Below are 26540 nucleotides of genomic sequence, written 5' to 3' on the forward strand. Positions count from 1 at the left end.
CGGAGCCCGGCTTCGATGTCTCGTCCACGGCGATCACCTCTTGCTCCGACGCCGCGACGCAGGCGCATCCGACGCAGGCGCATCCGGGAAGGCAAAGCCGAGCCCCGCCCCCATCTTCCGCGCGGCGGAGTCCTCACTCTCCGGGCTCGGCTCGGCGGCGAGGTCCGGGCCGCTCTCGACAGGCTGCTCGTTCCTGTCGAGGTTCGCAGGCGAGGCGCCGAGCCCGCGCAAGTAGGCGATCAGCGCCTCCGTGTCGACCATGCGTGCCTTCCCCTGGACGAGGACGGGCAGCGGGAATCCCGGCGCGCGGACCATGGCGAGGAAGCGATCCCGCGGGATCCCAAGGATGGCGAGCGATGTTTCCTGCGATACGAACGCAGGACGCGGGGCGATCAAAGTGATCGCGCCAGAGGGGATCACGAGCGAGAGGGCAGGTGCGGCGAGCGGTGGGCGAGCATCGGAAGAGCGCATCGCCCGAAACTGAACGAAAGAAACACCTCGCGCTAGCCGGCGCGAAGCCTACCCGAGACACACAACAATGTCAACAACTTTATTGGTGCAACGATGCTCTTTGGCCCGAGAAAACAAGCCAAAGCAGGCCGTAGCAAGGTCCCGGCTCTCAGGTGCGCGGGCGCTTGACGCACATGGCGATCCGATTGTCAACACAATTCGCGGTGACTTGGTTCGCATTAGGGCACAATGGTGAACTCGCAAACAATTCGTCTGTTGGAAGACGACGTCGGACGGCTCCGCCGTGCGGATCGAGCGGGCTCTCGACCGGCTCCGCCGGCTGCGCCGAGCACGAGCTTGAAGAGGACGTCGAGCGGGCTCTCGACCGGCTGCGCCGAGCGGATCGAGCGCCTGGACAGTGGGAAGCAGGGCGCCCAGGGAGCCACGGAACCACCACCTCCCACCTAGTCTCACGTCGCGAACTTGTGTGGAAGCGCGCCATCGTGCGAGCGTCGGCGGATGGACTACATCGACGACATGGCTCCCATAGAGCGAATCCGCTTTTTCGAGGCAATGCAAGAGGTGAGGAAGCGACTATCCGACACTCCGAACACGCCTGTTCCGATAGCTGTTGAGAACGCGTCGCCAGAACAGGTGACGCTGTTCATGAACGCCGCGATCAAGGAACTCGGCCCCGGCTATGACGTGAAACCCTCTCCCGTCGTTCCGAGCGTCATAGAGTTCCGGCTGCGCGAGCGACCGTAGCTACAGTGGGCGGTAATCGCGGTCGCAAAACCTGATTGCTCTCAACCGACAACGGGCGTCGTGGTGCGGCACACGACGCCCGTCGCCTTTCAGCGCTTACGCTTGCGCGTCTTCCACGTGGGGCGCGGAGCCTGCTTCGGGGCGGGAGCCGCGCCGAGCTTCCGAAGGGCGGCGCGGAGCCGCTTCTCGTGGGCGTGGTACGTCGCCCGTGGTTGCCCTACGGCGCGCGCCGCGTCCGCGCCGATGAGCCCGCGGGCGGCGAGTTCCACGACGTGGGCGACCTTCGGACTCGACGCCATGACCCGCGCGAGCACGTCCGCCGCTTCTATCGCCGCCGTCGGATCGGGCGACACGAGGATCGGCACCGACCGGAGCGAGGACACGGGATCCTCGCGCCCGGAACCGCGCCGCGAGAGGTTCATGGCGTGAAACCACGCCGTCTGCCGCGCGAACCCGTGCAGGGCCGCATCGGGCGGCGTCCTCTCTCCGCCGCGCACGCGCCCTTCGTTCAGGGCTTCCCACGTCGTGATCATCGTGTCCTGCACGAGATCGGGCACATGCCGCCGTTCCACGCCGATCGCGCGGGCATGGCGAAGGAGCATCGGGCGCATGGCCTCGATGTCCCCCGCGTCCGCCTCTACGATCGGCGCGCCCCCGCCGGGGGAGGCGCGATACCGGATCACGGCGCGTCACCCCGCGCGAGCATTTCCACGTCGACGTCGAGCGCGTGCGCGACGCCCGTAGCGAAGTGCAGCGTGCAGGCGATTTGCCCGCGGAGGAACGCCTGCACGTACATCGGCGCGTAGCCGATCGCGTCGGACGCCTTCCACAACCCACGCCCGGCGACGTAGGGCGCGAGGGCCTTCCGAACGCGCGCGGCTTGCTCCGCCGTAAGGACCGCGGGAAGGCTCTCCGGGGCCTTGTCCTGGTCGTGCTCGGTCACGAGGCACCCCCTTTCCGCTTCGGGGGAGTCACGAGGACGAGGGCGGGCGCCTTGCGGGGCGGCGCCTTCCCGGCGAGGGCGTCATCGACGGAGAGCCCCACGGCGCGGGCGATGCTCCGGGCGAGCGCCATGTGCCCGGGCTCGGTCCCGTCCATGAATGCGAGCACGACCGAGCGCCGGAAGCTCACGGCGTGAGCCACGGCGATCCACGTGCCCTTTTCGCGGAAGAGGTGGCGAAGCAGGGCGCGGAGGTGCGACCGTTGGATCTCGATCAAGCCTCCGGAGTAGAGAGGCCGATCCATGCGAGCGGGGCGGGTCATCGCGCACCCCCCTTCCGTCGCATCGGGATCACGTTCGACGGCGCAGTCGAGGGCGCGGAGGGCGCAGCGACGGGCGCAGCCGAGGGCGCCGGACCGAGCGCGGCGAGGGCGGCGAGCCATTGCCGTGCGCCCTCGTGGTCCCCTGCTTCATCGGCCGCGAGCGCACGGGCGGCGAGGCGCGCGCGCATTGCGTCGAGCCCCGTATCGGACGCAGCCGAGGGCGTGAGACGAGCGACGGGCGCAGCGGGGGGCGTATCGGCGCGCGAGGCGGGGGGAAGCGGCGCAGCGGGGGGCGAAAGGGGGGCGAAAGGGGTTATGGGACCTGCCGGATCACCCGCATTACCTTCGTTCGCGCATTCCTCCTTTGGACCTGAAGCAGAAACAATCCGGCGCCCCCGCGCCCCGTTGAGCCGCGCCCGCGTCCCCCGCCTCGTCCGATCTGAGCATTGGTCTCATCTTGGGAGGCGCTGCGCTGGGGCTTTGCCCCAGGCCCCACCGGGGCTATCCGCCCCTGGACCCGGACCAGCGCAAGCGCTGGACCCGGGGTCGATGAACTGCGCTCCCGCGCAGTTCATCGAACAGGCCAGGTCAAGACCAACGACGACCCTGCCCATCAAGACGCGGTGCTGACGATTCAATAGGCAACGTGTCCGCCAGCGTGCAACGCACCTTCCTGGTCTTGCCACGGGCCTGTTGGAAGAACTGCGCGATGCGCAGTTCTTCCACGAACGGTCCAGGGCTTGCCCTGGTTCGGGTCGAGGGGCGAACAGCCCCCGCGGGGCCCGGGGCAGCGCCCCGGCGCGACGCCTCGCGATGAGACCAATGCTCAGGCCCTGGTTCGGGTCGAGGGGCGAATAGCCCCCGCGGGGCCCGGGGCTGCGCCCCGGCGCAACGGTTGCCCGACGAGACCCATCATCAGCCTTCGAGCGGCTTGCCCAGCGCGACGAGGTGCTCGACGAGGTTCATCACGTGCGGCACGCCGAGGCCTGTCACCGGATCCCAGTCGGCGCACGCGCTGTAGCCGTCCACGCGCTGCACGACGGCCTTGCCCACGCTGTTCGCTACGCGCACGCAGACGTCGGTTTGTCCGATCGTGATGTCACGGAAGGCCGGAGGATCGGCCTTGCGGAGCGAATACAGCGCGGGGTTGGCGAATCCGACCCGGCCCTTGCCTGCCCGGCGCCGCGCCTCGTTCGCGAGCGCGATGATCGCGGCCCAGATCGGCGCGGCCATGCTCGTGCCGCCCGCGTAATCGATCCAGTTGCGGCCGATCACCGCCTGATAACCGAGCGCCGAGAGCACCTCGCCGCGCTGCACCGACGGGCCTGACGCCATCAAGGCGACGTCCGGAAAACCGCGGCCGTACGGGACGACCGCAGGCGTGTTCGCGCCACGCGCGTACCATTTGCGCAGGCTGTCGCGCTGCCAGGCCGGAATGGGGACGTCCTGGCTGAAGCCTCCGCTTGATGCGAGCTGCGTGAATTGCACCAACTTGGCGACGGCGACCGGCGGCGGGCCGCTCCAGGCGAGCTCGGTGAGCGGATCCAGGCACGTGATCATCGTCCCGCCGACGCTGAGCACGCGCTCTTCGACCGCAGGAAAAACCCCGTGTGGCCAGGGCGCGTCGCTCACGGCATAACCGTCGACCATGCGGCGCGGAATGCCGTCGAGCGCGCCCCAATCGCCCGCCGCGCTGATCACGGTGATGCCGAGCGCCGCGGCCTGATCGAGCAGGCCCGTGACGACGCTCGATCCGAAGATGCGATAATACCGCCGCTCCGGCGTGATCCAGCTCGTCGAGGCGACCGTGACGTTGCGCTCCTCGTCGCCGATGACTGCGAGCAGGAACATCGACCAGGGATCGGCGACGACCTCGGGATCGACGAAATACACGACGAGGCGTGCCCTGGGCGCCATCGCGCCGGCCCAGGCGACGGTCATCGTGGCTTCGAGCCGGTGCAGCGGATCGACGAGCCGGCCGCCGCGCGTGGGCCCGAGATCGATCATCTCCACCGCGGGCGGCGTGATGCCGTGGGCGCGCCAGAAAAGGTGCAGGTCGCCGATATCGATGGATCCGCCGAGCATGAGGAGTGCAATGGTTTCACCCTCGCCCGTGAGGTGGTCCGGGAATGAGTAAATGCGACGGATGTCCGCGGGCGTGACGCCGGCGAGGCCGGGCGGGGGTTTTCCCGGTTCGCTGCGGACCGAAAAGGGAAATCCCTCGCGGAGCTCGAGCGGGACTTCCTCTTGTCGGGCGCGGGAAACCATGGAGCTGCGGGCCTCGGGGGCGTTGCGCAAGCCGTGGACGGCCTGGATGTAGCCGGCGAGCTCGCGGGGGACGGCCGTGTCGACGCGCGGGGCGCGGTGCCCGGCGGGCTCGCGCAGCCAATCGGCGAGGTGGCGGCCGAAGGCGCGGCGGATCGGCTCCTCGGGCGCGCGCACGACGATGAGCTGCCGGCCGACGGGCCCGGACGGGAGCGGTTCGAGGCCGGCACGGCGAAGCCAAGCGTGCACGGCCTCGATCTGCGTGTCGTCGAGCGCGACGAGGCCCCCGAGCTCGGCGCGCGAGAGGTGGCGGCCGTAGCGCGGGCTTTCGGGATCGGAACACTCGATCACCAAGTCCAAGAGCTCCGCGCGCGAGCGATCGTGGAGGATGACGGTGATGTCGATCGGCTCGTTCGGGCCCGGCGGCGGCGTCATGGACATGGGGCGAGCGTACCCGAGCGGGCTCGTGTGAGGCAAACGGGGCTGCGCACAAAGGGTCGGCTCGTGTTTGGCGTGGGCGGATGCTAGAGAGCCGGGATGTCCGAGGTCCGAACGCCCTCCCCCCGCGAGCGCTTGCACGAGCTCTTCCTCAAGGTCGACTCGTTTTTCGCGCACGCGAAGAGCCGGTGCGGCGAGGCGATCACGTGCGCCGCGGGCTGCGACGACTGCTGCCGGCGGCGATTCTCGGTGACGACGATCGAGGCGGCGGAGGTGCAGGAAGCGCTCGATCGCCTGCCGGCCGAGGAGCGGCAAACGATCGCGGCGCGGGCGGCGGATCCCGCGGGGACGGATTGCCCCGCCCTCGGCGAGGACGGCCGGTGCGCCGTGTACGAGGCGCGCCCCACGATCTGCCGGACGCACGGCTTGCCGATTCGTTTTACGGAGCGAAAGGGCGGGCGGTCGCTCCCGGTCGTCGACGCGTGCCCGAAAAACTTCGTCGGGCAGGATCTCGCGTCGCTCGATCCCCGGGCCGTGCTCGATCAAACGACGCTCTCCACGGTGCTCGCGGCGCTCGACGCGGCGTATGCGGACGCGGTCGGGCTCCCGCGCGGGCAGCGGATCGAGATGACGACGCTCTGCGGGCCCTCTCCCGAACATCAGGCTTGACTAATATAAGCGGACGGTGATACAGGACGGTCGTGGAAGCGTTCGACGTCCTCGGGGACCCGGTCCGCCGCCGGATCCTCGAGTTGCTCGCCGACGGTGAGCAGACTTCGGGGGCGATCACCGAGGTCATCCAGAGGGAGTTCGGGATTTCGCAGCCGGCGGTATCGTTGCACCTCAAAGTGCTGCGGGACAACGGGTTTGCCACGGTGCGGGCGGAGGGGACCCGCCGCTTGTATGCCGTCGACGTCCGGCCTTTGCAGGAGGTCGACCTGTGGCTCGATCGCTTCCGCCAATTCTGGGAGCAGCGCCTCGACGCGCTCGCGACGGAGCTCGCGCGAGGCAAACGCGAACGCCGCTTGAAGGCCGAAGCGCGTTCGTCCACGACCGACGACACGACCACGAGGGAGAAGGACAAACCATGATCGACATCATGAAGGAGCTTTACGCCGTACATCGGGAGACCGGCCCCAAGGCCATGCTCGCGGGCGAAGGCCGCACGGTGAAGCTGCGGCGGAGCTACGATGCGGAGATCGAGGACGTCTGGGATGCGATCACGAATCCCGAGCGCATCCGCCGCTGGTTTCTCCCGCTCGAGGGCGAGCTGCGCCTCGGCGGTCATTACCAGCTCAAAGGCAATGCCGGCGGCAAGATCCTGCGCTGTGACCCGCCCCGTCTGCTCGAAGTGACGTGGTCGATGGGCCCGAAGGACGACGAGAGCAGCAAGGTCGAGGTGCGGCTGTCGGTTGGCGAGGGCGACCAGACGATCCTCGAGCTCGAGCACGCGGCCATCGTCCCGCCCGGCATGTGGTCCGAATACGGGCCCGGCGCCGTGGGCGTCGGCTGGGATCTCACGCTGCTCGGCCTAAGCATGGAGCTTCGTTCGATCTTCCTCGAAGACAAGGAAGCCTGGGGGCTGACGCCGGAGGCGAGGCAATTCATCACGGAGAGCAGCGTTTCCTGGGGCGCCGCGAATCAAGCCGCCGGCACGTCCGCCGAAGACGCCCAGAAATGCGTCGAGAACACGACGAAGTTTTACGCGCCAGACCCGCCCCCGGCGACCTGAACACGGCGTCGGGCGTAGCGCGGCCCACGCGAAAGCGTCCGTCCCCGAGGTCTCCATTTTTCTGCGCGACAGTCGGCGAGCCCGCCCGTCAGGGGGGTGCGGTGAGACAGCACCGCGTCCTTTCTCGTGACGAGGTTCGACGATGAAACTTTCCATCAAGACGCTCTCGGGTTGCTTCCTCCTTTCCCTCGTGATCGCGGCGTGCAGCGGCGCCGGCTCCTCGGGGTCGGGTGACGGAGACGGGGGGAGCGACCCGGGGAGCGGGGGCAACGGGGCCGGCGGCAGCGGCAATGGCGGCAGCAGCTCGGGCGGGGGCAGCGGCGACTTCAAGTGCTGCCTGAACGACACGAACTATCGTTGCCCGAACAAGGCGGCCTTCGACAAGTGCGTGGGCTTCGACATCGACGGCTGCATCAACGCGTGTTCTCCCGAGGATTTCGGGTGCATCGACAACTGCTTCATGCAAGCCGAGAACGCGACGAACGATCCGTCGTCGTGCATGGAGGACCCGTCGGCCCAGTGCGGGAGCGGCAGCAGCAGCGGCGGGGGCGCCTGCGTGGGCGAGCCGACCGGCCAGAGCTGCAAGGACGACACCGATTGCAATACGCAGAACTGCACGAACGGCTGCTGCCAGGGAACCGACGCAGGATCGCCCTGCAAAGACGACACCGACTGCAGCTCCCAGAACTGCACGGGTGGCACGTGTCAGTGAGCCCAGCTCGGGCCTCCCGAGCGTCCGCATGACGAGACCGATGAAAGCCGCGTTCGAGGATGCATTCGTGGCCGCGCAAGCGGCCTGGCCCGGCGTCACGCTGGATCGGGAGGCATTCATGGCGTACCTGCGCGAGCGCACCGGAGAAGACGGCGCAGAGGTCGCGCACGCGTCCGACCTGTTCCTCGCGTGCGCCTGCCTGCGCGGCGATCCAAGGGCAATCGCGTTCTTCGAAGCGCATTTCCTCGCGCAGGTCCCAGCATTCCTCTCGCGCGTGGAGAACGACAAGGCCACCATCCCCGAGCTCTTGCAGGCGCTCCGCGAAAAACTGCTGCTGCCCTCGGCAGGAGGCAGGCCCAAGCTCGCCGATTACACCGGGCAAGGGCCCCTCGGCGCATGGCTGCGCGTGGTCGCCGTGCGCGCCGCGCTCGATCGCAAACGCGCACAGCCGCGGGAAGTTCTCCGAGAGGAGATCCCCGACACGCTGCTCGCGCCCTCGGACGATCCCGAGCTCGACTACCTGCGCGTGCGGTACGCAGCCGAATTCCGCGCCGCATTCCAGGACGCACTCCTCTCGCTCGAGCCAAAGGGCCGCACCGTGCTGCGCCTCCACATCATCGACGGGCTCAACATCGATCGAATCGGGGTCATCTACGGCGTGCACCGCGCAACCGTGGCCCGATGGATCGCCGACGCACGCGCATGGCTGTTCGAACGGACACGCGGGCTCCTGAGCGAGCGGCTCTCCCTCGAGCCGCGCGAATTCGAGAGCGTGCTCCGGCTCGTAGGCCAGGACCTCGACGCAAGCGTGCGCCGGATCCTGGAAGACGAGAGCGGTTGACACAAGCAGCGTAGCGCCGGGGTTTCACCCCGGACCCCAACCAGGGGTTGTCCACCCCTGGACCCGGACCAGGCACGGCCTGGACCGAAGGCGGATAAACCGCGCGATGCGCGGTTTATCCGACGGGCCCGTGGCAAGACCACGGACCACGTTGCCAGGCGAGACAGCAGCGCTGCTCGCCTCGAGTAGACACGTCAGCGCTGCGGTTTTGGCGGGCAACGTCGTTGCTGGTCTTGACTCGGCCCGTTGGAAGAACTGCGCGATGCGCAGTTCTTCCACCCTCGGTCCAGGCCGTGCCTGGTCCGGGTCGAGGGGCGGACAGCCCCCGCGGGGTCCGGGGCAGCGCCCCGGCGCAGCGCTCCGGCGCAGGATCAGCGCACGCGACGCTCGGCGAGCCATGCGTCGACGTCGGCGAGTGCTGCGGCCCTTCGGCGAGGCGCTTCTGCGAAGCGCTGGCGCGCCTCCTCGGCGAGTGCGAGGGCGCGCTCCTTCGTGCCCACGGCCCAGAGTGCGCGCGCCAGCGTGAACAATGCGCGCCCGTGCTCGAGGGGGGCGCCGGGGTGGGACGACAGGATGGAAACGGCGCGCTCGAGCGGCGGGAGAGCCTCGTGTGCGCGCCCGAGCTTTGACAGGCAGCGGCCGAGACCCACGAGGATGTCGGCGAACTCGGCGTTGCGCTCGCCGAGGGCTTTTTCGTGAATGGTGAGCGAGCGCCGGGAATGCGGCAGGGCCTCGGCGCAGCGCCCTTGCTCCTCGATGGCTCGGGCCATCGTGCCTTCGATGAGTGCGACGTTGGGATGGGTTGGTCCGAGCTTCGCTTCGACGATCGTGAGCGAGCGTTCGAGGGTCGAAAGCGCCTCCTTTGACCGGCCTTGCTCGATGAGCGCGAGGGCGATGTTCATGCGGCACATGCCCACGTCGGGGTGGTTTTCGCCGAGGGTCTTCTCGCCCATGGCGCACGCGCGCTCGTAGAGCGGCAATGCCTTCTCGGGGGCGCCGCTGTCGAGGTGCGCGTTCGCGAGTGCGTTCTGCGTGTATGCGACGTCGAGGTGCGCGGACCCAAGCGCTCTCTCCTGGATCACGAGCGTTCGCTGGAGTCGGGTGATCGCGTCGTCGAAGCGCCCCTCGCGCCCGTCGAGATCCGCGAGGAACCTCAGCGTCGTGGCCACTTGGGGGTGATCGGGGCCGAGGCTCCGCTCCTGGATCACGAGCGCGCGCTCGAAGGCCGACCGGGCGCGCCCGCGCTCGCCGCGCTCGCGCAGCACCCTGCCCACGTCTGCGAGCGCTGCGGCCAGCTCGAAGTGATCGGGGCCGAGCTCCTGCTCCCGCAGCGTGATGACCCGCGCGAGATCGGCCTCGGCTTCGGCGAGCATGCCCGCTGCGTGTTTCGTGACGCCGGCTCGATGCAGCACGGCTGCCTCGAGCAGCGCGGGCGCGCCGGCTCGCTTGACCGTCGCGATGGCCAGACGCTCCCACGAGAGCCCGGCCTGGATCTGCGCTTTGCGGCTCCCCACGACGTAAATCAGCGCGCCCATGGCCCTCGCGGCCAGCGCGTCTTTTCGGCCCTCGACCGCGACGGCCGCCGCGTCCTCGAGTAGCCGCGCCCCGTCCTCGATGTGGCCGAGCCGGTCGGTCATCTCTCCTGCGATGAGGAGCGCCTCGGCCTCGTGCCCCCGGCTCGCCTTCGCCCGCGCCCCTGCGAGGGTGGCGCGCGCCGCGTCGAGCGCGTCGGCATACTTGCCCGCGTCGCGCAGGGATCGCGCCCGAGAGAGGTCCGCGTCGAGCGAGGCGCGCGCGTCGTCCGACAGCGACGGTCCTTCCTCCGCGTCGAGCGCCGAGGCGGCGCCGCACACGTCCACGGGCGTGAGACCCGAGACCACCTGGAGCGCGTTTTCGATGACCTTCGCGTCGCCCGACACGAAAAGCCCTGCGGCCGCGTCCACCTCGCGCAGGCGCCTCGACAGGCATTGCATGCGCACGTCGAGCAAATGCTCGGATTGCTCGCCCCGCAGCCGCGTCGCTTCGCAGGCGTCGCGGTGCATCCCGGCCCATGTGCGGCCATACGCGGACATCGCCTCGTCCACGCCCTTGGATGCGCGCTCCGCGAAGGGCAATCCCGACACCCCGAACCGCTCGCGCACCGCCCTGCTCTGCTCGTCTCCCCACACCGTCGCGAAGCGGGCCTCGCCGCCCGTGCAGAGCTGCTCGGGCCGGGCACGGGCGCCGCGCGAGGCCGAAACGGCCGCCGCGGCGGATCCTGCGACGAGAAGCACGAGCGCCGCCGCGGCGCCCCGACGCAGCGCTGCCCGCGGATCACGCGACAGATCCGCGAGCAACGCCTCCATCGTCGGGTATCGCTCCTCCGGCCGCGCGCTCATCCCGCGAAGCAGGATCTTTCGCAGCCGCGGCGGGATCCGCGACGTCCGCGCCTCGCGAAAGCGCCCCGCAGAGCGCGCCTCGAGCAGCGCCTCCACCGTGTCCCCTTCGAAGGGACGCTCCCCGCACAGCGCCTCGTATGCCGTGGCGCAGAAGCTCCAGATATCGGCCCGTGCGTCGATGGGCTCGCCTCGCATCTGCTCGGGGGCCATGTACGCGGGGGTCCCGACGAAGGCCCTCGTCTGGGAGAGCTCGGGCAGATGCGCGCCCGCCTCACCCTTCCTGGCCGCCTCCTCCACGAGTGCGCTGCGCGCCAGCCCGAAATCCGTGACGCGCACCCGACCATCACGCCCCACGAGCACGTTGTCGGGCTTGAAATCGCGATGGACGAGCCCGGCGGCGTGCGCGGCGGCGAGCCCCCTTCCCGCGTGCAGGAGCGCTTGCAGCACCTCGCGAAAGGGCCGCGGCGCCTCGCGCAGCCACGCGCCCAGCGTCGTCCCCGTGACGAACTCCATCGCGATGAAGACCCGACCGTCGACCGTGCCCACGTCGTAGATCGCGACCACATTCGGATGCGACAGGCGCGCCAGCGCCTTCGCCTCCCGCAAGAGCCGCGCTTGCATCTCCACGGCCGATCGCCCCGACTCCCGGCGCAAAAGCTTCAGCGCCACCTTGCGATCGAGGTCGGGATCGTACGCCGCGTACACCACCCCCATCGCGCCTGCCCCGATCGGCTGCAGCGTCACGTACCGCCCGAGCTTCGTGCTCGGGCCGATCCCTTCCTCCGCCGGCGCGGGTGCCCCGGGACGCGAAGCCGCGACCGTCGAGAGCAAAAGCTCGGTGGTCTGCGCGAGCAGCACCCGACACGCCTCGCAGTCGTCCACGTGCGCTTCGATCGCCGCGCGCCTTTCGGACGGCAGCGCGCGCCCGAGGAGGGCCACGATCGTGTTTTCGTCGAGGCATTCCTGCGCCTCGGCCTTGCGAGGCACCTGGCCCAGCGTGGGTGGGCGATCGTGATGGCGCTCCGCTCGCTGGGCCAAACCGAGCGATGTTCTAGCAGGGCCGGTTCGGGCGGCAATCGCCGGTCTGCGGGGGCGTCACTTCAGCTTGGCGAGAAGGAAGGCCCATTCGTCCTGCCCCATGGAGGTGTCCACGCCGAGCGCCTCGATCTTGGCCACCACCGGGACACCCGCGCCCTGCGCTGCCTCCATGACCGCGCGCGCATGGTGGGCGTGGTGGAAGAGCTCGCTCGTGTTCTTGGGGGGCTCCAGCGTCGCGAGCTGGTTGTGCACGTACACGGGCGGATCGTCGGCGCTGAGGAGCCCGAGCATGTCGACGTCGGCTCGATAAGCCTGGATGGGCGGCGTGTCGATCTCGTCGATCGATCCCATTCCGTAAAACGACGCGAAGCGCTGCTCGAGCCCCAGAGCGGCGGCGGCCTCGACCATCGAGATGCCGTATTCCTTGAAGACGACCGTCTCCCATTTGATCAAATCGTACGTGGCCTGCGTGGCGTTCGCCGCGACGGCGATCGGCCGGGTGGACTGCTTCGCCACGGGGTCCGCGCCGCCCGCGGCGGCCATGTCGTCGTGAAACGCGAGCCACATGCTTGCGCCCGCGCCTGCCGAGCTTCCCAGCAAAACGACCTTGCTCGGGTCGAGGTTCAGCGCGCTCGCGTGGTACCGGATGAACTGCAATGCACGCCGGCAGTCGCCGAGGGGTTTTGCCACGCCGTCGGTATCCACGGGATCGAGCAGCCGATAATTGAGGCTCGCGAAGGCGACGCCCTGGGCGAGCACGCCCGTGATCTTCGCGTTGTACTTTTCGGCCTTGTCACCGCCGGTGAAACCCCCGCCGTGGATGTAGATCATGAGCGGCGTGGGCGCGGCGCTCTTCGGCAGGAAAATATCGAATCGATGAAGCGGGTCCGAGCCGTACGCCACGTCGGCGTAAAACGTCACGTCGACGCCGTCCGTGGGAATCGGCGGCGTAGAGGCCTCGGGCAAGTCGAGATCGACATGGTACAGGCCCGTCTCCGCTCCGCCGGCGCCTCCGGCACCTCCGGCTCCGCCAGCACCTCCGGCTCCGCCGCCTCCGAGTCCGCCGGTGCCTGGAGCGCCGCCCGCCGCGGCGCTGCCTCCGGAGCCGGTCGACGGGTTGTCGGGGGCCTGTCCGCACGCGAGGAGCGAAACGAACGCGAGCACACACGCAAGGTAAGTACGCATGGGGTCCCTCCTATGCGATAGAATAAACTGAACGAACGTTCGTTCTCAAACGATTACAAGAGTCCACCCGAGGGGGTCAACAGGATTCGTCCCGGGGCGCTCGGTGCCGAATTGCGATGGCAGGCGCCCGGGGGGAACGGGCATATCTTATAGATGCACTTCCATAAGTGTTAAGGCATTTCCTCCTCCGCGGGGATCGTGTAGCCATGTTCGGGGCGATGAACCTTGCAGGCATCGACGTGAACCTCGTCGTCGCCCTCGACGCCCTCCTCCAGGAGCGCAGCGTCACGGAGGCCGCCAAGCGGATCGGGCTCAGCCAGCCGGCGATGAGCCACGCGCTCGCCCGGCTGCGCGAGACGCTCGGCGATCCGCTGCTCGTGCGCGTGGGGCGCACCATGACGCTCACGCCGCGCGCCGAGGCCCTCGTGCCTCGCGCCCGCGCCGTCGTGGAGGAGCTCGAAGCGCTGCTCGCGCCCCTGCCCTCGTTCGATCCGAAGACGAGCCGCCGCACCTTCAAGCTCGGGGCCACGGACTACGTGCAGTTCGTCCTTTTGCCCGCGCTCGAAGAAATCCTCTCCCGCGAGGCGCCGAACCTCACCCTGCACATCCTGCCCATCGGCGTTCCTCCGGCGTCCGAGTCGCTCTGCGAAGGCGAGATCGACGTGGCCGTCGGGCGCTTCGAGCACGAAAATATGCCGCTCGACGTGCGCCGCGTGTCCCTCTTCCAGGACACGTTCGTCGGCGTGGCGCGCGAAGGCCACCCGAGGGCGCGCGGAAAACTCGATCTCGCGACGTACGCGGAGCTCTCGCACGTGCTCGTGTCGCCACGCGGGAAACCGGGCGGGATCGTGGACGGCGCGCTCGCGAAGAAGGGCCTCGTGCGGCACGTGGCCCTCACCGTCCCGCATTTCTTGGTCGTGCCGCACATCGTGGCGACCTCGAATCACGTGACGACGATGCTCGCCCACGTGGCCGCGACGTTCACCACGCTCCTGCCCCTCGCGACGTTCGAGCCGCCCCCCGAGCTCGACCTCGCGCCGGTCACGATGACGATGGTGTGGCACGAAAGGACGCACGAGGATCCCGGGGCGCGATGGCTGCGCGACGCGCTCGTGCGGGCCGCGCGGCCGCTCGCCCAGGCGCGAGGATCACGGAGCGATAAAAAGGGGAAAAGCCCCAAGGCCCCGCTCGCCCCCGAGCACGCCTCGTGACAGAGTAAACACGTCATGAGCGACGCGAGCACGCCGGAGACGAAGGCAAAAGAGGTCCCCCTCCCCGCGATTCCCGACGTCGAGGTTCCGCCCATGCCGGCCATTCCCGAGGTCGAGGTGCCGAAGCTCGATCCGCCCGCCGGCGCAGGAGAAGGCCCGGTCGTCCCGGAGGCGCCGCCCATTCCCCCGCCGCCCGTGATCCCGGAGTCCCCGCTCGCGCCGCGCCCCGCCGCTGCGGCGCCCCCGGCGCCCGCTGCCGCGCCGTATGTGCCGCCCATTCCCCCGGAAACCTATCCGGTACCGGCCGCGCCCGAGGCGGCCTACGCGACGCCCGAGCCGCCCGCCCCGTACCCCGTTCCGGAGCCGCCGGCCGCGTATCCCGTCCCCGAGCCGCCCGCCTGATCGCAAGCCACCTCGCCGCGACGAACTTCCGTTGCGACACATACGAGATCATCGTTCAGTCGAGAAGAACGATGCTCTACGATGCACGCGAGAACCTCCATGCCTCACCTCGTCGTGCGCAAGCCGGGCCAGATGGCCTACTCCGTGCCGCTTCCGGACGTCCTGCGCATCGGGCGGCACGAGCAAAACGAGCTCGTCCTCGATGACCACCAGGTCTCCCGCCAGCACGCGACGCTCACGCGCACCGAAAAAGGCTTCGAGGTGCGCGACCTCGGCTCGCGGCACGGCACGCGGGTGAACGGCGAGTCCGTCACGGCGCACGCGCTCGCCGATGGCGACCGGATCCAGATCGGCAACGTGCTGCTCGAGCTTTACGAGGAGGACGAGCGGACGATCGTGCACCATCAGGTCACGGCCGCTGGGCCGCCGCCGCGCAAGGCCGAGGCCGATCGGCGCCTGTCGCTGCTCTTCGACGTGAGCCGCGCCATCGGGGCGATGGGCGACACCGAGGTGATGCTCGGCGAGATGCTCGAGGCGATCGTGGACGTGCTCGGCGGCGAGCGCGCGCTCGTGGGGCTCGGCGACGCGACGCGCGGCATCGTGCGGCGCTTCTGCCGTGCGCGGCGTGGCTCCTCGCCGGACGTGGTCCTTTCGCGCGCGGTGCTCGAAGCGACGCTCGGCCGGCGCGAGGCGGTGATCGTGCGCGACGCGTTGCGGGACGCGGGCCTCAAGACGATGCATCGCGAGCGAATCGTGTCGGCGATGGCCGTGCCGCTCGGGCTCTCGGCGCGGCCGGTGGGTCTGCTCTACGTGGACGATCGGCAAGAGGCGGAGCGCTTCGGACCGGACGATCTCGCTTATCTGACGGCCCTCGGGCACCTCGTCAGCGCGGCGCTGGAGAGCGCCGAGCGTTATCAGCGGGCGGAGGCCATCGCGGAGGCGCTCACGGGCGGCGGCGTCGCGGAGGAGATCATCGGCCGGAGCGCGGCGATGACGCGACTCCGGGCGCAGCTCACGAAATACGCGGCCGCGGGGCACGCAAATGCGCTCGTGCGGGGCGAGAGCGGTTCGGGCAAGGAGCTCGTGGCGCGGGCCCTGCACGAGGCGAGCGCGCGCGCGGCGCGGCCGTTCGTCACCCTGAACTGCGCCGCGATCCCGGAGACGATGCTGGAGAGCGAGCTCTTCGGCTACGAAAAAGGCGCATTCACGGGCGCGGTCGCGAAAAAACGCGGCAAGTTCGCGCTCGCCGACGGGGGGACCTTGTTCCTCGACGAGATCGGCGATCTGGCGCTGCCGGCGCAAGCAAAACTCCTGCGCGCGCTGCAGGAGGGCGAGATCCAGCCGCTCGGCGCGGAGCGGACGCAGAAGGTCGACGTGCGCGTGGTGAGCGCGACGCACAAGGATCTGACGAAGGAGATCGCGGAGAAGCGCTTCCGCGAGGATCTCTACTATCGGCTTGCGGTCGTGGAGATCGAGGTGCCGCCGCTGCGCGAGCGGGAGAGCGACGTCCTGCTCATCGCCACGGCGCTGATGCGCAAATCGGCATCCGCCATGGGCAAACGAATCGAGGGTTTTACGGAGGCCGCGCAATCAGCGCTCTTGCGGCATGATTGGCCGGGCAACGTGCGCGAGCTCCGCAACGAGGTCGAGCGCGCCGTGATCAACGCGGACGGGCCGCTCGTGGACGCGCACGACCTCTCCCCGCGGCTCGGCGCGGCGCGACCGAAGCCGGGGCAGCCGCGCGGCAAGAGCCTGGCCGAGCAATTCGCCGAGCTCGAACCGACGGAAAAACTGCTCGTGGAAGAGGCGATGTCGCGGGCGAAAGGCAACGTGAGCGAGGCGGCGCGGCTGCTCGGGATCACGCGCATCATGATGAAGCGGCGCGTGGATCGGCTGATGGGCGGCGCGGGCAAGGACGAGGATTGAGCGGCGTTCAGGCGCCTTCCCCGTCGACGAGAGCGACCGTGCGGCAATTCCCGTTGCCGTCGCATTCACGGTGGTAGCCCCCGCCGTCGATGCATTCGCCGAGCTGCTGGCCCGCCTTCGCGGCGATACGCAGATCCTCGAGGCCAAAATCGTTGGCCCAGCCGGAGGTCGAGAGGTCCTGGACGCAAATCGTGACGATGCTCGAGCTCAGGCGCGTGAAATCACATGAGACGAGCTCCCAGGCCGTGTCGACGCTGTTGTAGGCGAGCGCCTTCGGCGTGCCACACGCCGCGCCGGCCACGAAGAACTGGAGCGAGGGCTTGTTCGCCTCGCTGGTCTGCGTCGATAGGCTGCGCGCGTAGACCTGGGCTCGATATGCGATGCCGGCGGCGATGGGCACGCTCACGCACGCGGCATTCACGCTGGACGTTGTGGCCCCGTCGTAGCAAGCGAACTTGTTGCCGTTCGGCGACTTGCCGCGAAAGCCGCCATTACACGTCGTCGCGTCGGTCGTGGTCTTGAACTGGCCCGACGCGAGGGACCCCGTGACGGGCGTATAACCGCTCGTGAACGCCTGGGTCGTCTCGTCGAACGTGACGCGCTTCGTGAGGCAGGCCGTCGGAAGGAGGAGGCCTTCGTCGCCCGACGCAAGATCGTCCTCTTCCGTCGCGAGAGCGTCGAGATCGTCCGCCTCGGCGACAACGTAAAGATCCTCGTCGGTGGCTTCCGGGGCGACGCAGGCCACGGGGAGCGCGGCGAGGAGAACCGTGAGGCCGAAACGAACGATGTTCTGGATGCTCTTCATGGGGGGACCTGCCTTCCTGCGTCGTCGTGGTTCGGAAGGACGTCTTTCCAAGGACCGTGCCATCCCACGTTCAGGCGGTTTTCGCCGGGATTTTCGCTCGAAGCGTGGATCGATCGATCGGGGCGATCGATCCGGTCGATCGATCCGATCGATCAAACGATCGATCCTCGTCACGACGATTGCCACGCGGCCGCGGGCGAGCGAAAGTGACCATCTTGGCATGCGCCGTGCTCCGAGCCGGCGCCGGGCCAAGGGCCCTTCGGACTGGAGAAAAAGCAATGAAGCACGGCGCGCACTGGATCCTCCCCTCGATGACGCTCGCAGCGCTCCTCATGAGCGGATGTGCCGGCACGACGAAGCCCGCGGACTCGCCGGCCGAGGTGAAAGGTCCGGGGGCAGAGCCCGCGGCCGTGCGCGACCCGAACGCGGGCTGTCAGGTCGACAATTGCGACCCCAAGAACACCGCGGAGCATTGAGCCCCGCGCGGACGCGTCAGGGCCCGAGCTCGGGCGCGAGCGCCTCCACGCACGAGCGCTCCCAGGCGAACGCCGGTTTGCACATGGCGAGGCTCTGCCGGGCTCGATCGAGCTTTCCCGCCGCCTGATACGCGAGCGTCTTGTCGAAGGCGGCCTCGCACCCGTCCGTTTCGCTCGGCGGCTCGATCCACGCGAGCGCCGCCGCGGGATCCACGAACGAATACGCGCTCGCGAGCCTCCGCGCGCCCCCGGGCTTGGCCTTGAAATTCGCCTCGATCCGATCGAGCCGCCGCACGAGATCCTCGGCCGGCGCCTCGCGCCTTTGCGATGCGATCCGCACGAGGCCCCGGATCGCCGCCGCTTCGGCCCAGGCGTCGCTCTTGCTCGCCGAGGCATCGACCCTTTCTTTGCGAAATGCCTCTGCCGCTTCGTCGGTTTTTCCGAGCCGGAGGAGCGTCACGCCGCGGAACAGATGCGCGCCCCGCACGGGCGGCATGCCAGCGCGCCGGCCGAGCGCGCGGGGCCCGAGGCGTTGCTCCTCTTCCTGGAACGCGACGAGCCGCGCGCTCGCGTGATCGGCAATCGGAAGCCTGTCGCCCTGCAATGCAAGCGTGACGAGATACCGGAGCGCGCGGCCGGAGACGGCGCGATCGAGCTCGAGGCTTTCCTCCAAGAAGCGCATCGCCTCCTCGTCCCGGCACCGCCGATCCTCCAGCCGGGCGAGCGCGATACGCGCCTCCGCGGACGTGGGAAACACGCGCAATGCGAGGGTGCATGCCTCTAACGCCTGCTCGAATGCCTGATCCGTCCGGCGCTCCGCGAGCTCCGTCGCCCCGCGCGCAATGCGGCAGCGTGTCTCGTGCGCGAGGCCATCCGTGGGCGCGAGGGAAAGCGCCCGGCCGAGCTCTTCGAGCGCCCGCGCCATACGCGTCGCGTCCGTCCCTGGCCCGGCGCCTTGCCAGGCGAGATGCGCGCGAGCCACGATCGCGGGGACGTACGCGGGATCCGCGGCGAGCGCTTCGTCGAGCAGCGTGAGGCCTCGATCGAAATGCTCGGGCTTCGGGGCCGGCCCGATCATCGCCTCGTACGCGAGGAATTTTTCCCGCGCCACCGCGACGTTTGTCCCTCGAAGGGCCCGCCGCCGCCGTTCGAATGCGCGCACCGCGAGCCTCGCCTCATCGAGCGCCCGCTGGCGCAGCTCCGCGAGGGCGGCCCGGGGATCGGCCTCGACCTCGTCAATCTCGATCGGCTCTCCCGGCGCCGCGCCCGTCTCCGCATCGATCGGCTCGATCTGCGCGGCCAGCCGGATCCGCGCCCCGACCCGCTGCACGCTCCCGCGCATCCAGAACGTGGCGCCCGCATTGCGCGCGGCCACGACATCCACGGCCGCCGTCTCGACGAGACGCATTTCTTTCATGGCGCGCATCACGCCGCGCAGGGCCTCGGGCGCGCTCTTCGCGAGGCCTTCCCAGGCGGGATCCCCCGTGAGGTTTTCGAACGGAAGGACGACGATCGCCGCGCGATCCTCCTGCGGAATGGCGGCCGATCCGCTTGGCGCAGGCGGCGCCGTCGCCGACCGCTCGAACGAGCTCCGGCGCAGAACGAATGCCACGACGACCACCACGACCACCGCGGTCGCAGCCGCAATTACACCGCGCCGCCCTACGAATAGATTGGTTTTCCCAATGGAAGGCGGCGCCGCCGGAGCCCCATCGGATACCCCGCGCAGTGTACTGCGGGTCTCGGCGCCTCCTCGGCGCGCCTTGGCGAGCGCCGCGGCGAGCTCGCCCGCGGACGCGAACCGGTCCTCCGGCCGCCTTTCCAGCGCCTTCACGAGCACGGCCTCGATCGCCTTTCGTGTCCCTTCCGGCAAACCCGGCAAAACGAGCGGCGGCGGCCCCGCGCGCAGGATCGCCGTGGTGACGACGCCCGGCGAATCCGCGGCGAACGGCGATTTTCCGGTGAGCAATTCGAATCCGATGATCCCGAGCGTGAATACGTCCGAGCGCACGTCGAGCGGCTCGGCTCGAATCTGCTCCGGCGACATGTATGCGGGCGTCCCCGCCCCGCCGGCCGCCGTCGAAGCGCCCAGCCCGGGGCCACGCGCGAGCCCGAAATCGGCCACGACACACCGATCGTCGCGCCGGAGCAGTACATTCTCCGGCTTGAGATCGCGGTGGACGATCCCCTTTTCGTGCGCGGCGGCCACGCCGTCCGTCACTTGCTGGAAGAGATCGAGCGCCCGCGCCGGATCGATCGGGCCCGCCGCGACGAGCTCGCGCAGGGTCGAGCCCTCGACGAGCTCCATCGTGAGGAAAAGCAGCCCCTCGTCCTCCGCGAGATCAAAGACGCGGCAGACGTTCGGGTGCGTGATTTTGCGGGCGATCTTCACCTCGGCCCGGAACCGCGCAAGCGTCTTCGGTTCGTCGAGCCGCTCAGGGAGCACCATCTTGAGCGCGACGTCCTCGTCGAGCTCGCGATCGTGGGCGCGATACACGGCCCCCATTCCGCCCGCGCCGAGCCGCCCCTGGATCTCGTAACGACCCGCGAGCACGCGACCGATCGTCAAAAGCTCCTTGGACGGCACCCGGATGACCTCCGGGGCTTCAGGGGCCGTGGCGTTGCTCTCGGAGCTCGTCATGGATCGACGGAGTCTACCCGATCGATCAGACGATCGATCGGTCGATCGAACGATCATCGATCGGAGCGATCGACCACGGGGCCCGCACCGGGCGCCTCCCTCCAAAAAACCTAGATTTCGGCACGATTCGAGGCTGGCACGCTTCACGCAATCGCTCGCCGGCGAACGACGAGCCACCCCGCCCGATGACCGGCGCGGAAGGCGTGGCTCCCCGGAGGTTCTCTCGCCATGCTTTCGACGACGCGTCTCTTCCGCTCCTCGCTTCGCTCGCTGCTCCTCGCCGCCCCGCTTGCGCTCGCGGCCGCGCCCCTCGCCGGCTGCGTCGCCGAGCCCGGCACCGAGGACGAGGATTTTACCAGCGAGGATGCGCAGGCCCTGGCGACCGAGATTTGCAATGGCGTCGACGACGACGGCGACGACCGGATCGACGAGGACGGGATCTGCGATTGCCAGACGCACGTGGACGGCGGCCACGAATACCGCGTGTGCCAGAACCAGCTCGATCACGCGACCGCGCAGGCGATGTGCGAGGGGCGCGGCTACGGCCTCGCCCGGATCGAGAGCCTCACGGAGAACGCATTCCTCCAGCCGTTCGCCGTGGGCACGCAAGGATTCTGGATCGACCTGAACGACCGCGTCGTCGAGGGAGACTACCGCTGGTCGAACGGTTTCTCCGCGTCGCTCCTGAACTGGTCCACCTACGAGCCCAACAATGCTGGCAACGAGGACTGCGGCATGATGTGGGATACGGGCAAGTGGAACGACCTCAACTGCGCCTGGACGAACAAGACGTTCTGCGAGCTCTTGGATCCCGTCGGCTGGGTCGATCTCGTCAATGCGACGAACCCCTCGGGGACGCGCCTCGCAAGGACGGCGGCGGGGGTGGGCGGCGCGCGTTCGTCGGGGAACATAGGCGCGGGGGATGGATTCGTGCAGTTCTCGCCGGGCGAGGTCTCCTGGAAAAAGGCCGCGGGCCTCGGCGTGGGGAACACGAGCACGAACCGCAACGACATCGAATTCGGCATTTATTTCACGCACGACGCGAGCGGCGCGCCGCTCGTCCGGGTCCAGGAGGGCGCGTACGACAAGGGCAGCTTCGGGACGTATGCCTGGGACGATGTCTTCCGCGTCGAGGTCGTCTCCGGCAAGGTACGTTATCTACGCAATGGCATGCCGTTCTACACGAGCGCCACGGCGCCCACGGCGGGCATGGTCCTCGACACGAGCCTCGAAGGGGCCGGCGCGTTCCTCACCGACGCGCGCGTGCACGCCTGCATCGCGGGCGAGATCGGCTGTGTGAAGCCCGGCTTCTGGGACGACGTCGTGTATGCGTTGGCGCGGGAGAACAACCTGCGCCGGGTCGGCAGCTCGGTCGGGGGCGCCATCTCTCGCAAGTCGATCCCGCTCGGCTCGAATGGATACGTCCAGTTCTCCACGGGCGAGATCACCACGAAGAAGGCCGCCGGGCTCGGCGCCGGCAACACGAGCGCGAACCGCAACGACATCGATTATGGCATTTACCTGACGCACGACGCGAGCGGCACCCCGCTGATTCGCGTCCAGGAGGGCGCGTACGACAAGGGCAGCTTCGGCACGTACGCCGCGAACGACGTGTTCCGTGTGGAGGTCCTGGACGGCAAGGTGCGTTATCTCCGCAATGGCGTGCCCTTCTACACGAGCCACACCGCGCCGAGCGCGGATCTCCGCCTCGACACGAGCGTCGAGGACCTCGGGGCCACGATCACGAACGCGGCGCTCGAGACGTGCAAGCCGGGGGATGTGGCGTGTATCGATCCGGGCATGTGGGACGACGTTCGGTATGTCTACGCCACGGAGGGCGAGCTCGAAAGCGTGTGGGGCACAAGCTCCGTCGGCGGAGCGATCTCGCGCGCCTCGATCCCGCTCGGCGCGGAGGGGTACATGCAGTTCACCGCGATCGAGACCACCACGAAAAAAGCGGCGGGCCTCGGGGCCGGGAACACGAGCGAGCTTCGCAACGACATCGAATACGGCATTTACCTCACCCACGACGCGAGCGGCGCGCCGCTCGTCCGCGTCCAGGAGGCCGCATTCGACAAGGGCAGCTTCGGGACGTACGCCGCGGGCGACGTCTTCCGCGTCGAGGTCCTGGACAACGAGGTTCGTTATCTCCGCAATGGCGTGCCCTTCTACACGAGCCGCACCGCGCCGAGCGCGGATCTCCGCCTCGACACGAGCCTGGAGAACATCGGCGCCGTCATCGTGGACATGGAGATCATGACGTGCGCGGAAGGCGATACGACGTGCATCGATCCGGGCCTGTGGGACGACGTCCGTTATGTCTTCGCCGAGGGCAACGAGCTCGAGAGCGTGTCCGGGACGAGCAGCGTCGGCGGAGCGGTGTCGCGCCAGACGATCGCGATGGGACAGAATGGGTACGCCGAGTTCTCCGCCGCGGAGGTCAACGCGAAGAAGGCCGCCGGCCTCGGGACGGTGAACACGAGCGAGAACCGCAACGACATCGAATACGGGATTTACCTCACGCACGACGCGAGCGGCGCGCCGCTCGTCCGGGTGCAAGAGGGCGCATTCGACAAGGGCAGCTTCGGGACGTACACGGTGAACGACGTCTTCCGCGTCCAGGTCTCGGGCAACACCGTGCGTTACCTCCGCAATGGGACCGTGTTCTACACGAGCCTTTCGCCCCGGAACGCGGCCCTCGCGCTCGACACGAGCCTCGAAAACATCGGGGCGCTCCTCGACGGAATGGCCGTCGTGATCACGCCGTGAAACGCGGCCCGCGAGGTGGATCGATCACGTGATCGATCCACCTGCATCACCCGATCGATCCATCGATCGATCGCTCCCCTGCCCCGATCCTCCCCCTGCGCGAAAACCACCAAGGGTTTCCGCACGATCGCGCGCCCTCCCCTCCCCTGGCACGCCGCCTGCTTAGACCTCTCCCCGAACGCGGCGCCCCATCGGCGCCTAGAGAGGTCTTCCCCATGCTTCGCTCCACGTCGCTCCTCGGTCTCGTTCTCGTCGCGCTCTCGGCCCTTTTCACCACCGGCTGCATGGCCGAGCCGACCGAGCCCGCGGATCTCATCTGGTACGACGACGAGTTCAATGCCTGCTTCACCACGGGCAAGGATGGAAAAAGCGTCGAGGTGCCCTGCGACGACGCCATGAACGCGCCCTTCGAGACGCAGGCGATCCCGCCGGATCTCGGCTGCACGACGCCCGACGATTGTGATCGATCGGGCGCCAGCGACGACTGATCCGCTCACCGCGGCAAGAGCGACTCGATCCGCGAAACGCAGCGCTTCTCCCATTGCTCGGTCGCGCTGCATGCGGCGAGTGCCTCCCGCGCGAGCTTCGTTTTTCCCGCCGCGCGATAGACGAGCCCTCGCCAGATCGCGTCCTCGCACGATCCCCGCGCCGACAGGCGCCCGAGCCATTCGACCGCGGCCTCGGGATCGACCCAGAGATACGCGCCGACCATGGTCTTCGCGACCGACGGATCCGACGCGGCCTTCGCGCGCATCTCCGCCTCGATCTCGGCGAGCCTCCGCCGGTGCTCCGGCAACACGGCCTTGCCCCGGGCCTTTCCCACCCGCAAGAGCCCACGAATCGCCGCGGCCTCGGCCCACGCGCTGCCGGCGAGCGCCTCGACGTCCGTGATCTCCCGCTCGAACGCGCGCTCGGCCTCGTCGAGCCGTGAGGCGCGGAGGAGCACCACGCCGCGCCGGAAATATACGCCCATCTGCTCCGGCGGAATGCCCGCCCGCCGCGCGATCGACCGGGCGCCGAGCCGCCGCTCCTCCTCGTGAAACGCAATCAGCGCCTCGGATTTTTTCTCGGCGACGAGCATGCGATCATTCGCGAGCGCGAGGCTCACGGAATACTTGAGCACCCGCCCCGAGAGGCTCCGATCGAGCTCGAGGACCCGTTCGAGCGAGAGCATGGCCTCCTCGTCGTGGCACGCGCGATCCTGGAGGCGCGCGAGCGAGAGATACACGTCGGCGAGCGCCGGGGCGACCCCCAGCGCCGCGTCACACGCGGCCTTCGCCCGCTCGATCGAGGCGTCCGTGGGTTTGTCGCCGCCCACTTCGAGCGCGACCTGCATCAGCCGACAGCGCGTGACGAGCGCCATCGGATCCTGCGGCCTCGTCGCGAGCGCCTGCTCGATCCCCGCATTCGCGTCGGCCATTCTGGAAGCCTGCGTCCCCTCCCCCGCGCCCATCGAGCGCAGATGCGCGCGCTCGACGAGCGCCGGGACGAACGCCGGATCGGCCGCGATCGCCCGATCGAGAAGCCGGAGCCCTTCGGAAAAATGCTCTTTCCGGGGCCCGGGCCCCACCATCTTGTAATAATCGAGCAGGCTCTTCTTCGCGGCCTCGTTCGTCGTGCCGAGCATGGCCCTGCGACGCTTGCCCCAGTGGCGCACGACGAGCCGCGCCTCGTCGAGGACACGGCTGCGCAGGGTCTCGAGCGGTCGCGTCACGTCGCTGCCCTCGGCGTCGACCTCGACGGGCTCGCCCGGCAATGCTTCTTTTTCGTCCCCCACGGGATCGAGCTGCGCGGAGAGCCGGAGCGTGCCGCCCACGCGTTGCACGCTGCCACGCACCCAGAAGGCAACCCCCGCCGCGATGGCCGCGTCTCGATCAGCCGGCGTGACCTCGGAGAGCCGGACCTCCGGCATCGTGCGGAGCCCCGTCCGTACGACCTCGGGCGCGCTGAGGGACAAACCATTCCACGCCGCGTCCCCCGTGAGGTTTTCGAAGGGAAGGACGACGAGGGTCGCGCGTTCGTCCGCGTCCGACGGCGACGCGGATGCGCCCGGCGGGGTTTGTGGTTCGGGTTCTTCGTCGTCGCCGGAAAAAGGCCTCCAATGGCGGATGTCGCCCCGCGGGAACTGCGCCAGGAGAAAGAGGCTCACGAACAGCAGCGGCGGGACGAGGGCGAGCTTCCACCATTGAAATGCGGCGGGCGCGCGTGATGTGTCCGGCTCGGGCTCGGACAAACCTCGCAGCGTGCTCCGGGCCTGCGTCGCGTCCCGCGCCCGCGCGAGCGCGGCCCCGAGCTCGCCCGCGGAGGCGAATCGACCATCCGGATCCTTGGCGAGCGCCCGCGAAAGGACCTCGCGAAGGCCCTGGAGAACGGGCTCCGCGAGCCCCGGTACCTCGAGCGGCGGTGGCTCGCTGCGCAGAATCGCGGTCGAAATCGTCCCGGGCGAGCCCTGACCGAATGGCGATCGCCCCGTGAGCAGCTCGTATCCCACGATGCCCAGGGCAAACACGTCGCTGCGAATGTCGAGCTTCTCGCCCTTGAGTTGCTCGGGCGACATGTACGCAGGCGTGCCCACCGCGCCCGCCGCCGTCGTCACAGCCCCGATCCCCGGCTCACGCGCGAGGCCGAAGTCGGCGACGAGGCAACGCCCATCCCGCCGCACGAGCACGTTTTCAGGCTTGAGATCCCGATGCACCACGCCGCGCTCGTGCGCCGCGGCGACGCCGTCGACGATCTGCTGGAGCATGTCGAGCGCGCGCGCGGGCGAGAGCAGCTCGGCCGCGAGCAGGTGCCGGAGCGTGCTTCCTTCGACAAGCTCCATCGTGAGGAACGTGAGCGTCTCGGACTCGCCGAGGTCGAAGACGCGGCAGACGTTTGGATGCGTGATCTTGCGAGCGATCTTGACCTCGTCGCGGAACCGCGCGAGCGCCGCGGGATCACCGACGCGATCGGGCAAGATGACCTTGAGCGCGACGTCCTCGTCGAGGGATCGATCGTGCACACGCCACACCGCGCCCATGCCGCCCGCGCCGAGGCGCGCCGTGACCTCGTATCGCCCGGCGACGATCTGGCCCACGCGCAAGACGCCCTCGGACGCCGCGGAAATGACCTCCGGCGCATCGGGCGCCGTGGGCAAACCGGAGAGCTCGGGCTTCACCATGGGATGTTCCCCTCCGCTACCGCTATCACTACCGCGACCGCTTCCGCTACTGCTTCCGCGTCGGGCAGGCGAAGGTGGACCTC

22 protein-coding genes are annotated in these 26540 nt (G+C 69.1%); 12 read left to right on the forward strand and 10 right to left on the reverse strand.

Annotation, left to right across the window (positions count from 1 at the left end):
• Window positions 1–33 precede the first annotated feature (33 nt).
• Window positions 34–471, reverse strand: a complete 438-nt coding sequence (locus tag KEG57_RS37385) for a hypothetical protein (protein ID WP_272459387.1) — start codon at window positions 469–471, stop codon at window positions 34–36.
• A gap of 498 nt (window positions 472–969) precedes the next feature.
• Between KEG57_RS37385 and KEG57_RS37390 the strand changes: the two genes are divergently transcribed.
• Window positions 970–1215 carry a hypothetical protein gene (locus KEG57_RS37390; RefSeq protein ID WP_272459388.1) on the forward strand — a complete coding sequence of 82 codons (246 nt, stop codon included), beginning with the start codon at window positions 970–972 and terminating at the stop codon, window positions 1213–1215.
• Between the two features lie 89 nt (window positions 1216–1304).
• On the opposite strand, the gene KEG57_RS37395 is transcribed toward KEG57_RS37390, so the two are convergent.
• The 4 genes from KEG57_RS37395 to KEG57_RS37410 all read right to left on the reverse strand — a co-directional run bounded on the left by KEG57_RS37395 (window position 1305) and on the right by KEG57_RS37410 (window position 5184).
• On the reverse strand, window positions 1305–1898 hold the full coding sequence (locus tag KEG57_RS37395; protein ID WP_272459389.1) for a sigma-70 family RNA polymerase sigma factor: 594 nt from the start codon (window positions 1896–1898) through the stop codon (window positions 1305–1307).
• The gene (locus tag KEG57_RS37400; RefSeq protein ID WP_272459390.1) at window positions 1895–2158 is read right to left on the reverse strand and encodes a hypothetical protein; all 264 of its coding nucleotides are present in this window, start codon (window positions 2156–2158) and stop codon (window positions 1895–1897) included. The genes KEG57_RS37395 and KEG57_RS37400 overlap by 4 nt, the downstream gene beginning before the upstream one ends.
• On the reverse strand, window positions 2155–2478 hold the full coding sequence (locus tag KEG57_RS37405; protein WP_272459391.1) for a hypothetical protein: 324 nt from the start codon (window positions 2476–2478) through the stop codon (window positions 2155–2157). The genes KEG57_RS37400 and KEG57_RS37405 overlap by 4 nt, the downstream gene beginning before the upstream one ends.
• Before the next feature lie 915 nt (window positions 2479–3393).
• Window positions 3394–5184, reverse strand: a complete 1791-nt coding sequence (locus tag KEG57_RS37410) for a S53 family peptidase (protein ID WP_272425617.1) — start codon at window positions 5182–5184, stop codon at window positions 3394–3396.
• A gap of 96 nt (window positions 5185–5280) precedes the next feature.
• Here KEG57_RS37410 and KEG57_RS37415 point away from each other — a divergent pair, with 96 nt between their 5' ends.
• The 5 genes from KEG57_RS37415 (at window position 5281) to KEG57_RS37435 (ending at window position 8466) form a co-directional block, all read left to right on the forward strand.
• The gene (locus KEG57_RS37415) at window positions 5281–5850 is read left to right on the forward strand and encodes a YkgJ family cysteine cluster protein (protein WP_272425618.1); all 570 of its coding nucleotides are present in this window, start codon (window positions 5281–5283) and stop codon (window positions 5848–5850) included.
• 32 nt (window positions 5851–5882) lie between these two features.
• Window positions 5883–6272, forward strand: coding sequence for an ArsR/SmtB family transcription factor (locus KEG57_RS37420; RefSeq protein WP_272425619.1), 390 nt, complete (start codon window positions 5883–5885; stop codon window positions 6270–6272).
• Window positions 6269–6913, forward strand: a complete 645-nt coding sequence (locus tag KEG57_RS37425; RefSeq protein WP_272425620.1) for an SRPBCC family protein — start codon at window positions 6269–6271, stop codon at window positions 6911–6913. Before KEG57_RS37420 ends, KEG57_RS37425 begins: the two co-directional genes overlap by 4 nt.
• A gap of 142 nt (window positions 6914–7055) precedes the next feature.
• Window positions 7056–7625, forward strand: a complete 570-nt coding sequence (locus tag KEG57_RS37430; protein WP_272425621.1) for a hypothetical protein — start codon at window positions 7056–7058, stop codon at window positions 7623–7625.
• A gap of 40 nt (window positions 7626–7665) precedes the next feature.
• On the forward strand, window positions 7666–8466 hold the full coding sequence (locus tag KEG57_RS37435) for a sigma-70 family RNA polymerase sigma factor (RefSeq protein WP_272459392.1): 801 nt from the start codon (window positions 7666–7668) through the stop codon (window positions 8464–8466).
• Window positions 8467–8837: 371 nt separating this feature from the next.
• On the opposite strand, the gene KEG57_RS37440 is transcribed toward KEG57_RS37435, so the two are convergent.
• Together KEG57_RS37440 and KEG57_RS37445 are read right to left on the reverse strand one after the other, a co-directional pair.
• Window positions 8838–11882: a serine/threonine-protein kinase gene (locus tag KEG57_RS37440; RefSeq protein WP_272425623.1), complete on the reverse strand. Its 3045-nt coding sequence runs from the start codon at window positions 11880–11882 to the stop codon at window positions 8838–8840.
• Between the two features lie 57 nt (window positions 11883–11939).
• Window positions 11940–13067 carry an alpha/beta hydrolase gene (locus KEG57_RS37445; protein WP_272425624.1) on the reverse strand — a complete coding sequence of 376 codons (1128 nt, stop codon included), beginning with the start codon at window positions 13065–13067 and terminating at the stop codon, window positions 11940–11942.
• A 218-nt stretch (window positions 13068–13285) separates the two neighbouring features.
• Here KEG57_RS37445 and KEG57_RS37450 point away from each other — a divergent pair, with 218 nt between their 5' ends.
• From KEG57_RS37450 to KEG57_RS37460, 3 genes are all read left to right on the forward strand, one after another.
• On the forward strand, window positions 13286–14278 hold the full coding sequence (locus KEG57_RS37450; RefSeq protein WP_272425625.1) for a LysR family transcriptional regulator: 993 nt from the start codon (window positions 13286–13288) through the stop codon (window positions 14276–14278).
• Window positions 14279–14293: 15 nt separating this feature from the next.
• Window positions 14294–14680 (forward strand): hypothetical protein, encoded by a 387-nt coding sequence (locus tag KEG57_RS37455; RefSeq protein ID WP_272425626.1) that lies wholly within the window; start codon window positions 14294–14296, stop codon window positions 14678–14680.
• Between the two features lie 99 nt (window positions 14681–14779).
• Window positions 14780–16606: a sigma 54-interacting transcriptional regulator gene (locus KEG57_RS37460; RefSeq protein ID WP_272425627.1), complete on the forward strand. Its 1827-nt coding sequence runs from the start codon at window positions 14780–14782 to the stop codon at window positions 16604–16606.
• 7 nt (window positions 16607–16613) lie between these two features.
• On the opposite strand, the gene KEG57_RS37465 is transcribed toward KEG57_RS37460, so the two are convergent.
• Window positions 16614–17411: a hypothetical protein gene (locus tag KEG57_RS37465; protein WP_272425628.1), complete on the reverse strand. Its 798-nt coding sequence runs from the start codon at window positions 17409–17411 to the stop codon at window positions 16614–16616.
• 278 nt (window positions 17412–17689) lie between these two features.
• On the opposite strand from KEG57_RS37465, the gene KEG57_RS37470 reads away from it, so the two are divergent.
• Window positions 17690–17887, forward strand: coding sequence for a hypothetical protein (locus KEG57_RS37470; protein ID WP_272425629.1), 198 nt, complete (start codon window positions 17690–17692; stop codon window positions 17885–17887).
• A 16-nt stretch (window positions 17888–17903) separates the two neighbouring features.
• On the opposite strand, the gene KEG57_RS37475 is transcribed toward KEG57_RS37470, so the two are convergent.
• Complete coding sequence (locus KEG57_RS37475) at window positions 17904–20528, reverse strand: serine/threonine-protein kinase (protein WP_272425630.1); 2625 nt, start codon at window positions 20526–20528, stop codon at window positions 17904–17906.
• 228 nt (window positions 20529–20756) lie between these two features.
• Here KEG57_RS37475 and KEG57_RS37480 point away from each other — a divergent pair, with 228 nt between their 5' ends.
• Complete coding sequence (locus tag KEG57_RS37480) at window positions 20757–23297, forward strand: C-type lectin domain-containing protein (protein ID WP_272425631.1); 2541 nt, start codon at window positions 20757–20759, stop codon at window positions 23295–23297.
• A gap of 215 nt (window positions 23298–23512) precedes the next feature.
• Window positions 23513–23785, forward strand: a complete 273-nt coding sequence (locus KEG57_RS37485; RefSeq protein WP_272425632.1) for a hypothetical protein — start codon at window positions 23513–23515, stop codon at window positions 23783–23785.
• A gap of 5 nt (window positions 23786–23790) precedes the next feature.
• On the opposite strand, the gene KEG57_RS37490 is transcribed toward KEG57_RS37485, so the two are convergent.
• Window positions 23791–26457: a protein kinase domain-containing protein gene (locus KEG57_RS37490; RefSeq protein ID WP_272425633.1), complete on the reverse strand. Its 2667-nt coding sequence runs from the start codon at window positions 26455–26457 to the stop codon at window positions 23791–23793.
• Between the last annotated feature and the right edge of the window lie 83 nt (window positions 26458–26540).

Source organism: Polyangium jinanense (assembly GCF_028435365.1).

Excerpts from the sequence above, each read along its gene's own strand:
- KEG57_RS37385 (WP_272459387.1), bottom strand. The coding sequence starts at position 471 with ATGCGCTCTTCCGATGCTCGCCCACCGCTCGCCGCACCTGCCCTCTCG.
- KEG57_RS37390 (WP_272459388.1), top strand. The coding sequence starts at position 970 with ATGGACTACATCGACGACATGGCTCCCATAGAGCGAATCCGCTTTTTC.
- KEG57_RS37405 (WP_272459391.1), bottom strand. The coding sequence starts at position 2,478 with ATGACCCGCCCCGCTCGCATGGATCGGCCTCTCTACTCCGGAGGCTTG.
- KEG57_RS37410 (WP_272425617.1), bottom strand. The coding sequence starts at position 5,184 with ATGTCCATGACGCCGCCGCCGGGCCCGAACGAGCCGATCGACATCACC.
- KEG57_RS37415 (WP_272425618.1), top strand. The coding sequence starts at position 5,281 with ATGTCCGAGGTCCGAACGCCCTCCCCCCGCGAGCGCTTGCACGAGCTC.
- KEG57_RS37425 (WP_272425620.1), top strand. The coding sequence starts at position 6,269 with ATGATCGACATCATGAAGGAGCTTTACGCCGTACATCGGGAGACCGGC.
- KEG57_RS37430 (WP_272425621.1), top strand. The coding sequence starts at position 7,056 with ATGAAACTTTCCATCAAGACGCTCTCGGGTTGCTTCCTCCTTTCCCTC.
- KEG57_RS37435 (WP_272459392.1), top strand. The coding sequence starts at position 7,666 with ATGAAAGCCGCGTTCGAGGATGCATTCGTGGCCGCGCAAGCGGCCTGG.
- KEG57_RS37445 (WP_272425624.1), bottom strand. The coding sequence starts at position 13,067 with ATGCGTACTTACCTTGCGTGTGTGCTCGCGTTCGTTTCGCTCCTCGCG.
- KEG57_RS37450 (WP_272425625.1), top strand. The coding sequence starts at position 13,286 with ATGAACCTTGCAGGCATCGACGTGAACCTCGTCGTCGCCCTCGACGCC.
- KEG57_RS37455 (WP_272425626.1), top strand. The coding sequence starts at position 14,294 with ATGAGCGACGCGAGCACGCCGGAGACGAAGGCAAAAGAGGTCCCCCTC.
- KEG57_RS37460 (WP_272425627.1), top strand. The coding sequence starts at position 14,780 with ATGCCTCACCTCGTCGTGCGCAAGCCGGGCCAGATGGCCTACTCCGTG.
- KEG57_RS37465 (WP_272425628.1), bottom strand. The coding sequence starts at position 17,411 with ATGAAGAGCATCCAGAACATCGTTCGTTTCGGCCTCACGGTTCTCCTC.
- KEG57_RS37470 (WP_272425629.1), top strand. The coding sequence starts at position 17,690 with ATGAAGCACGGCGCGCACTGGATCCTCCCCTCGATGACGCTCGCAGCG.
- KEG57_RS37475 (WP_272425630.1), bottom strand. The coding sequence starts at position 20,528 with ATGACGAGCTCCGAGAGCAACGCCACGGCCCCTGAAGCCCCGGAGGTC.
- KEG57_RS37480 (WP_272425631.1), top strand. The coding sequence starts at position 20,757 with ATGCTTTCGACGACGCGTCTCTTCCGCTCCTCGCTTCGCTCGCTGCTC.
- KEG57_RS37485 (WP_272425632.1), top strand. The coding sequence starts at position 23,513 with ATGCTTCGCTCCACGTCGCTCCTCGGTCTCGTTCTCGTCGCGCTCTCG.
- KEG57_RS37490 (WP_272425633.1), bottom strand. The coding sequence starts at position 26,457 with ATGGTGAAGCCCGAGCTCTCCGGTTTGCCCACGGCGCCCGATGCGCCG.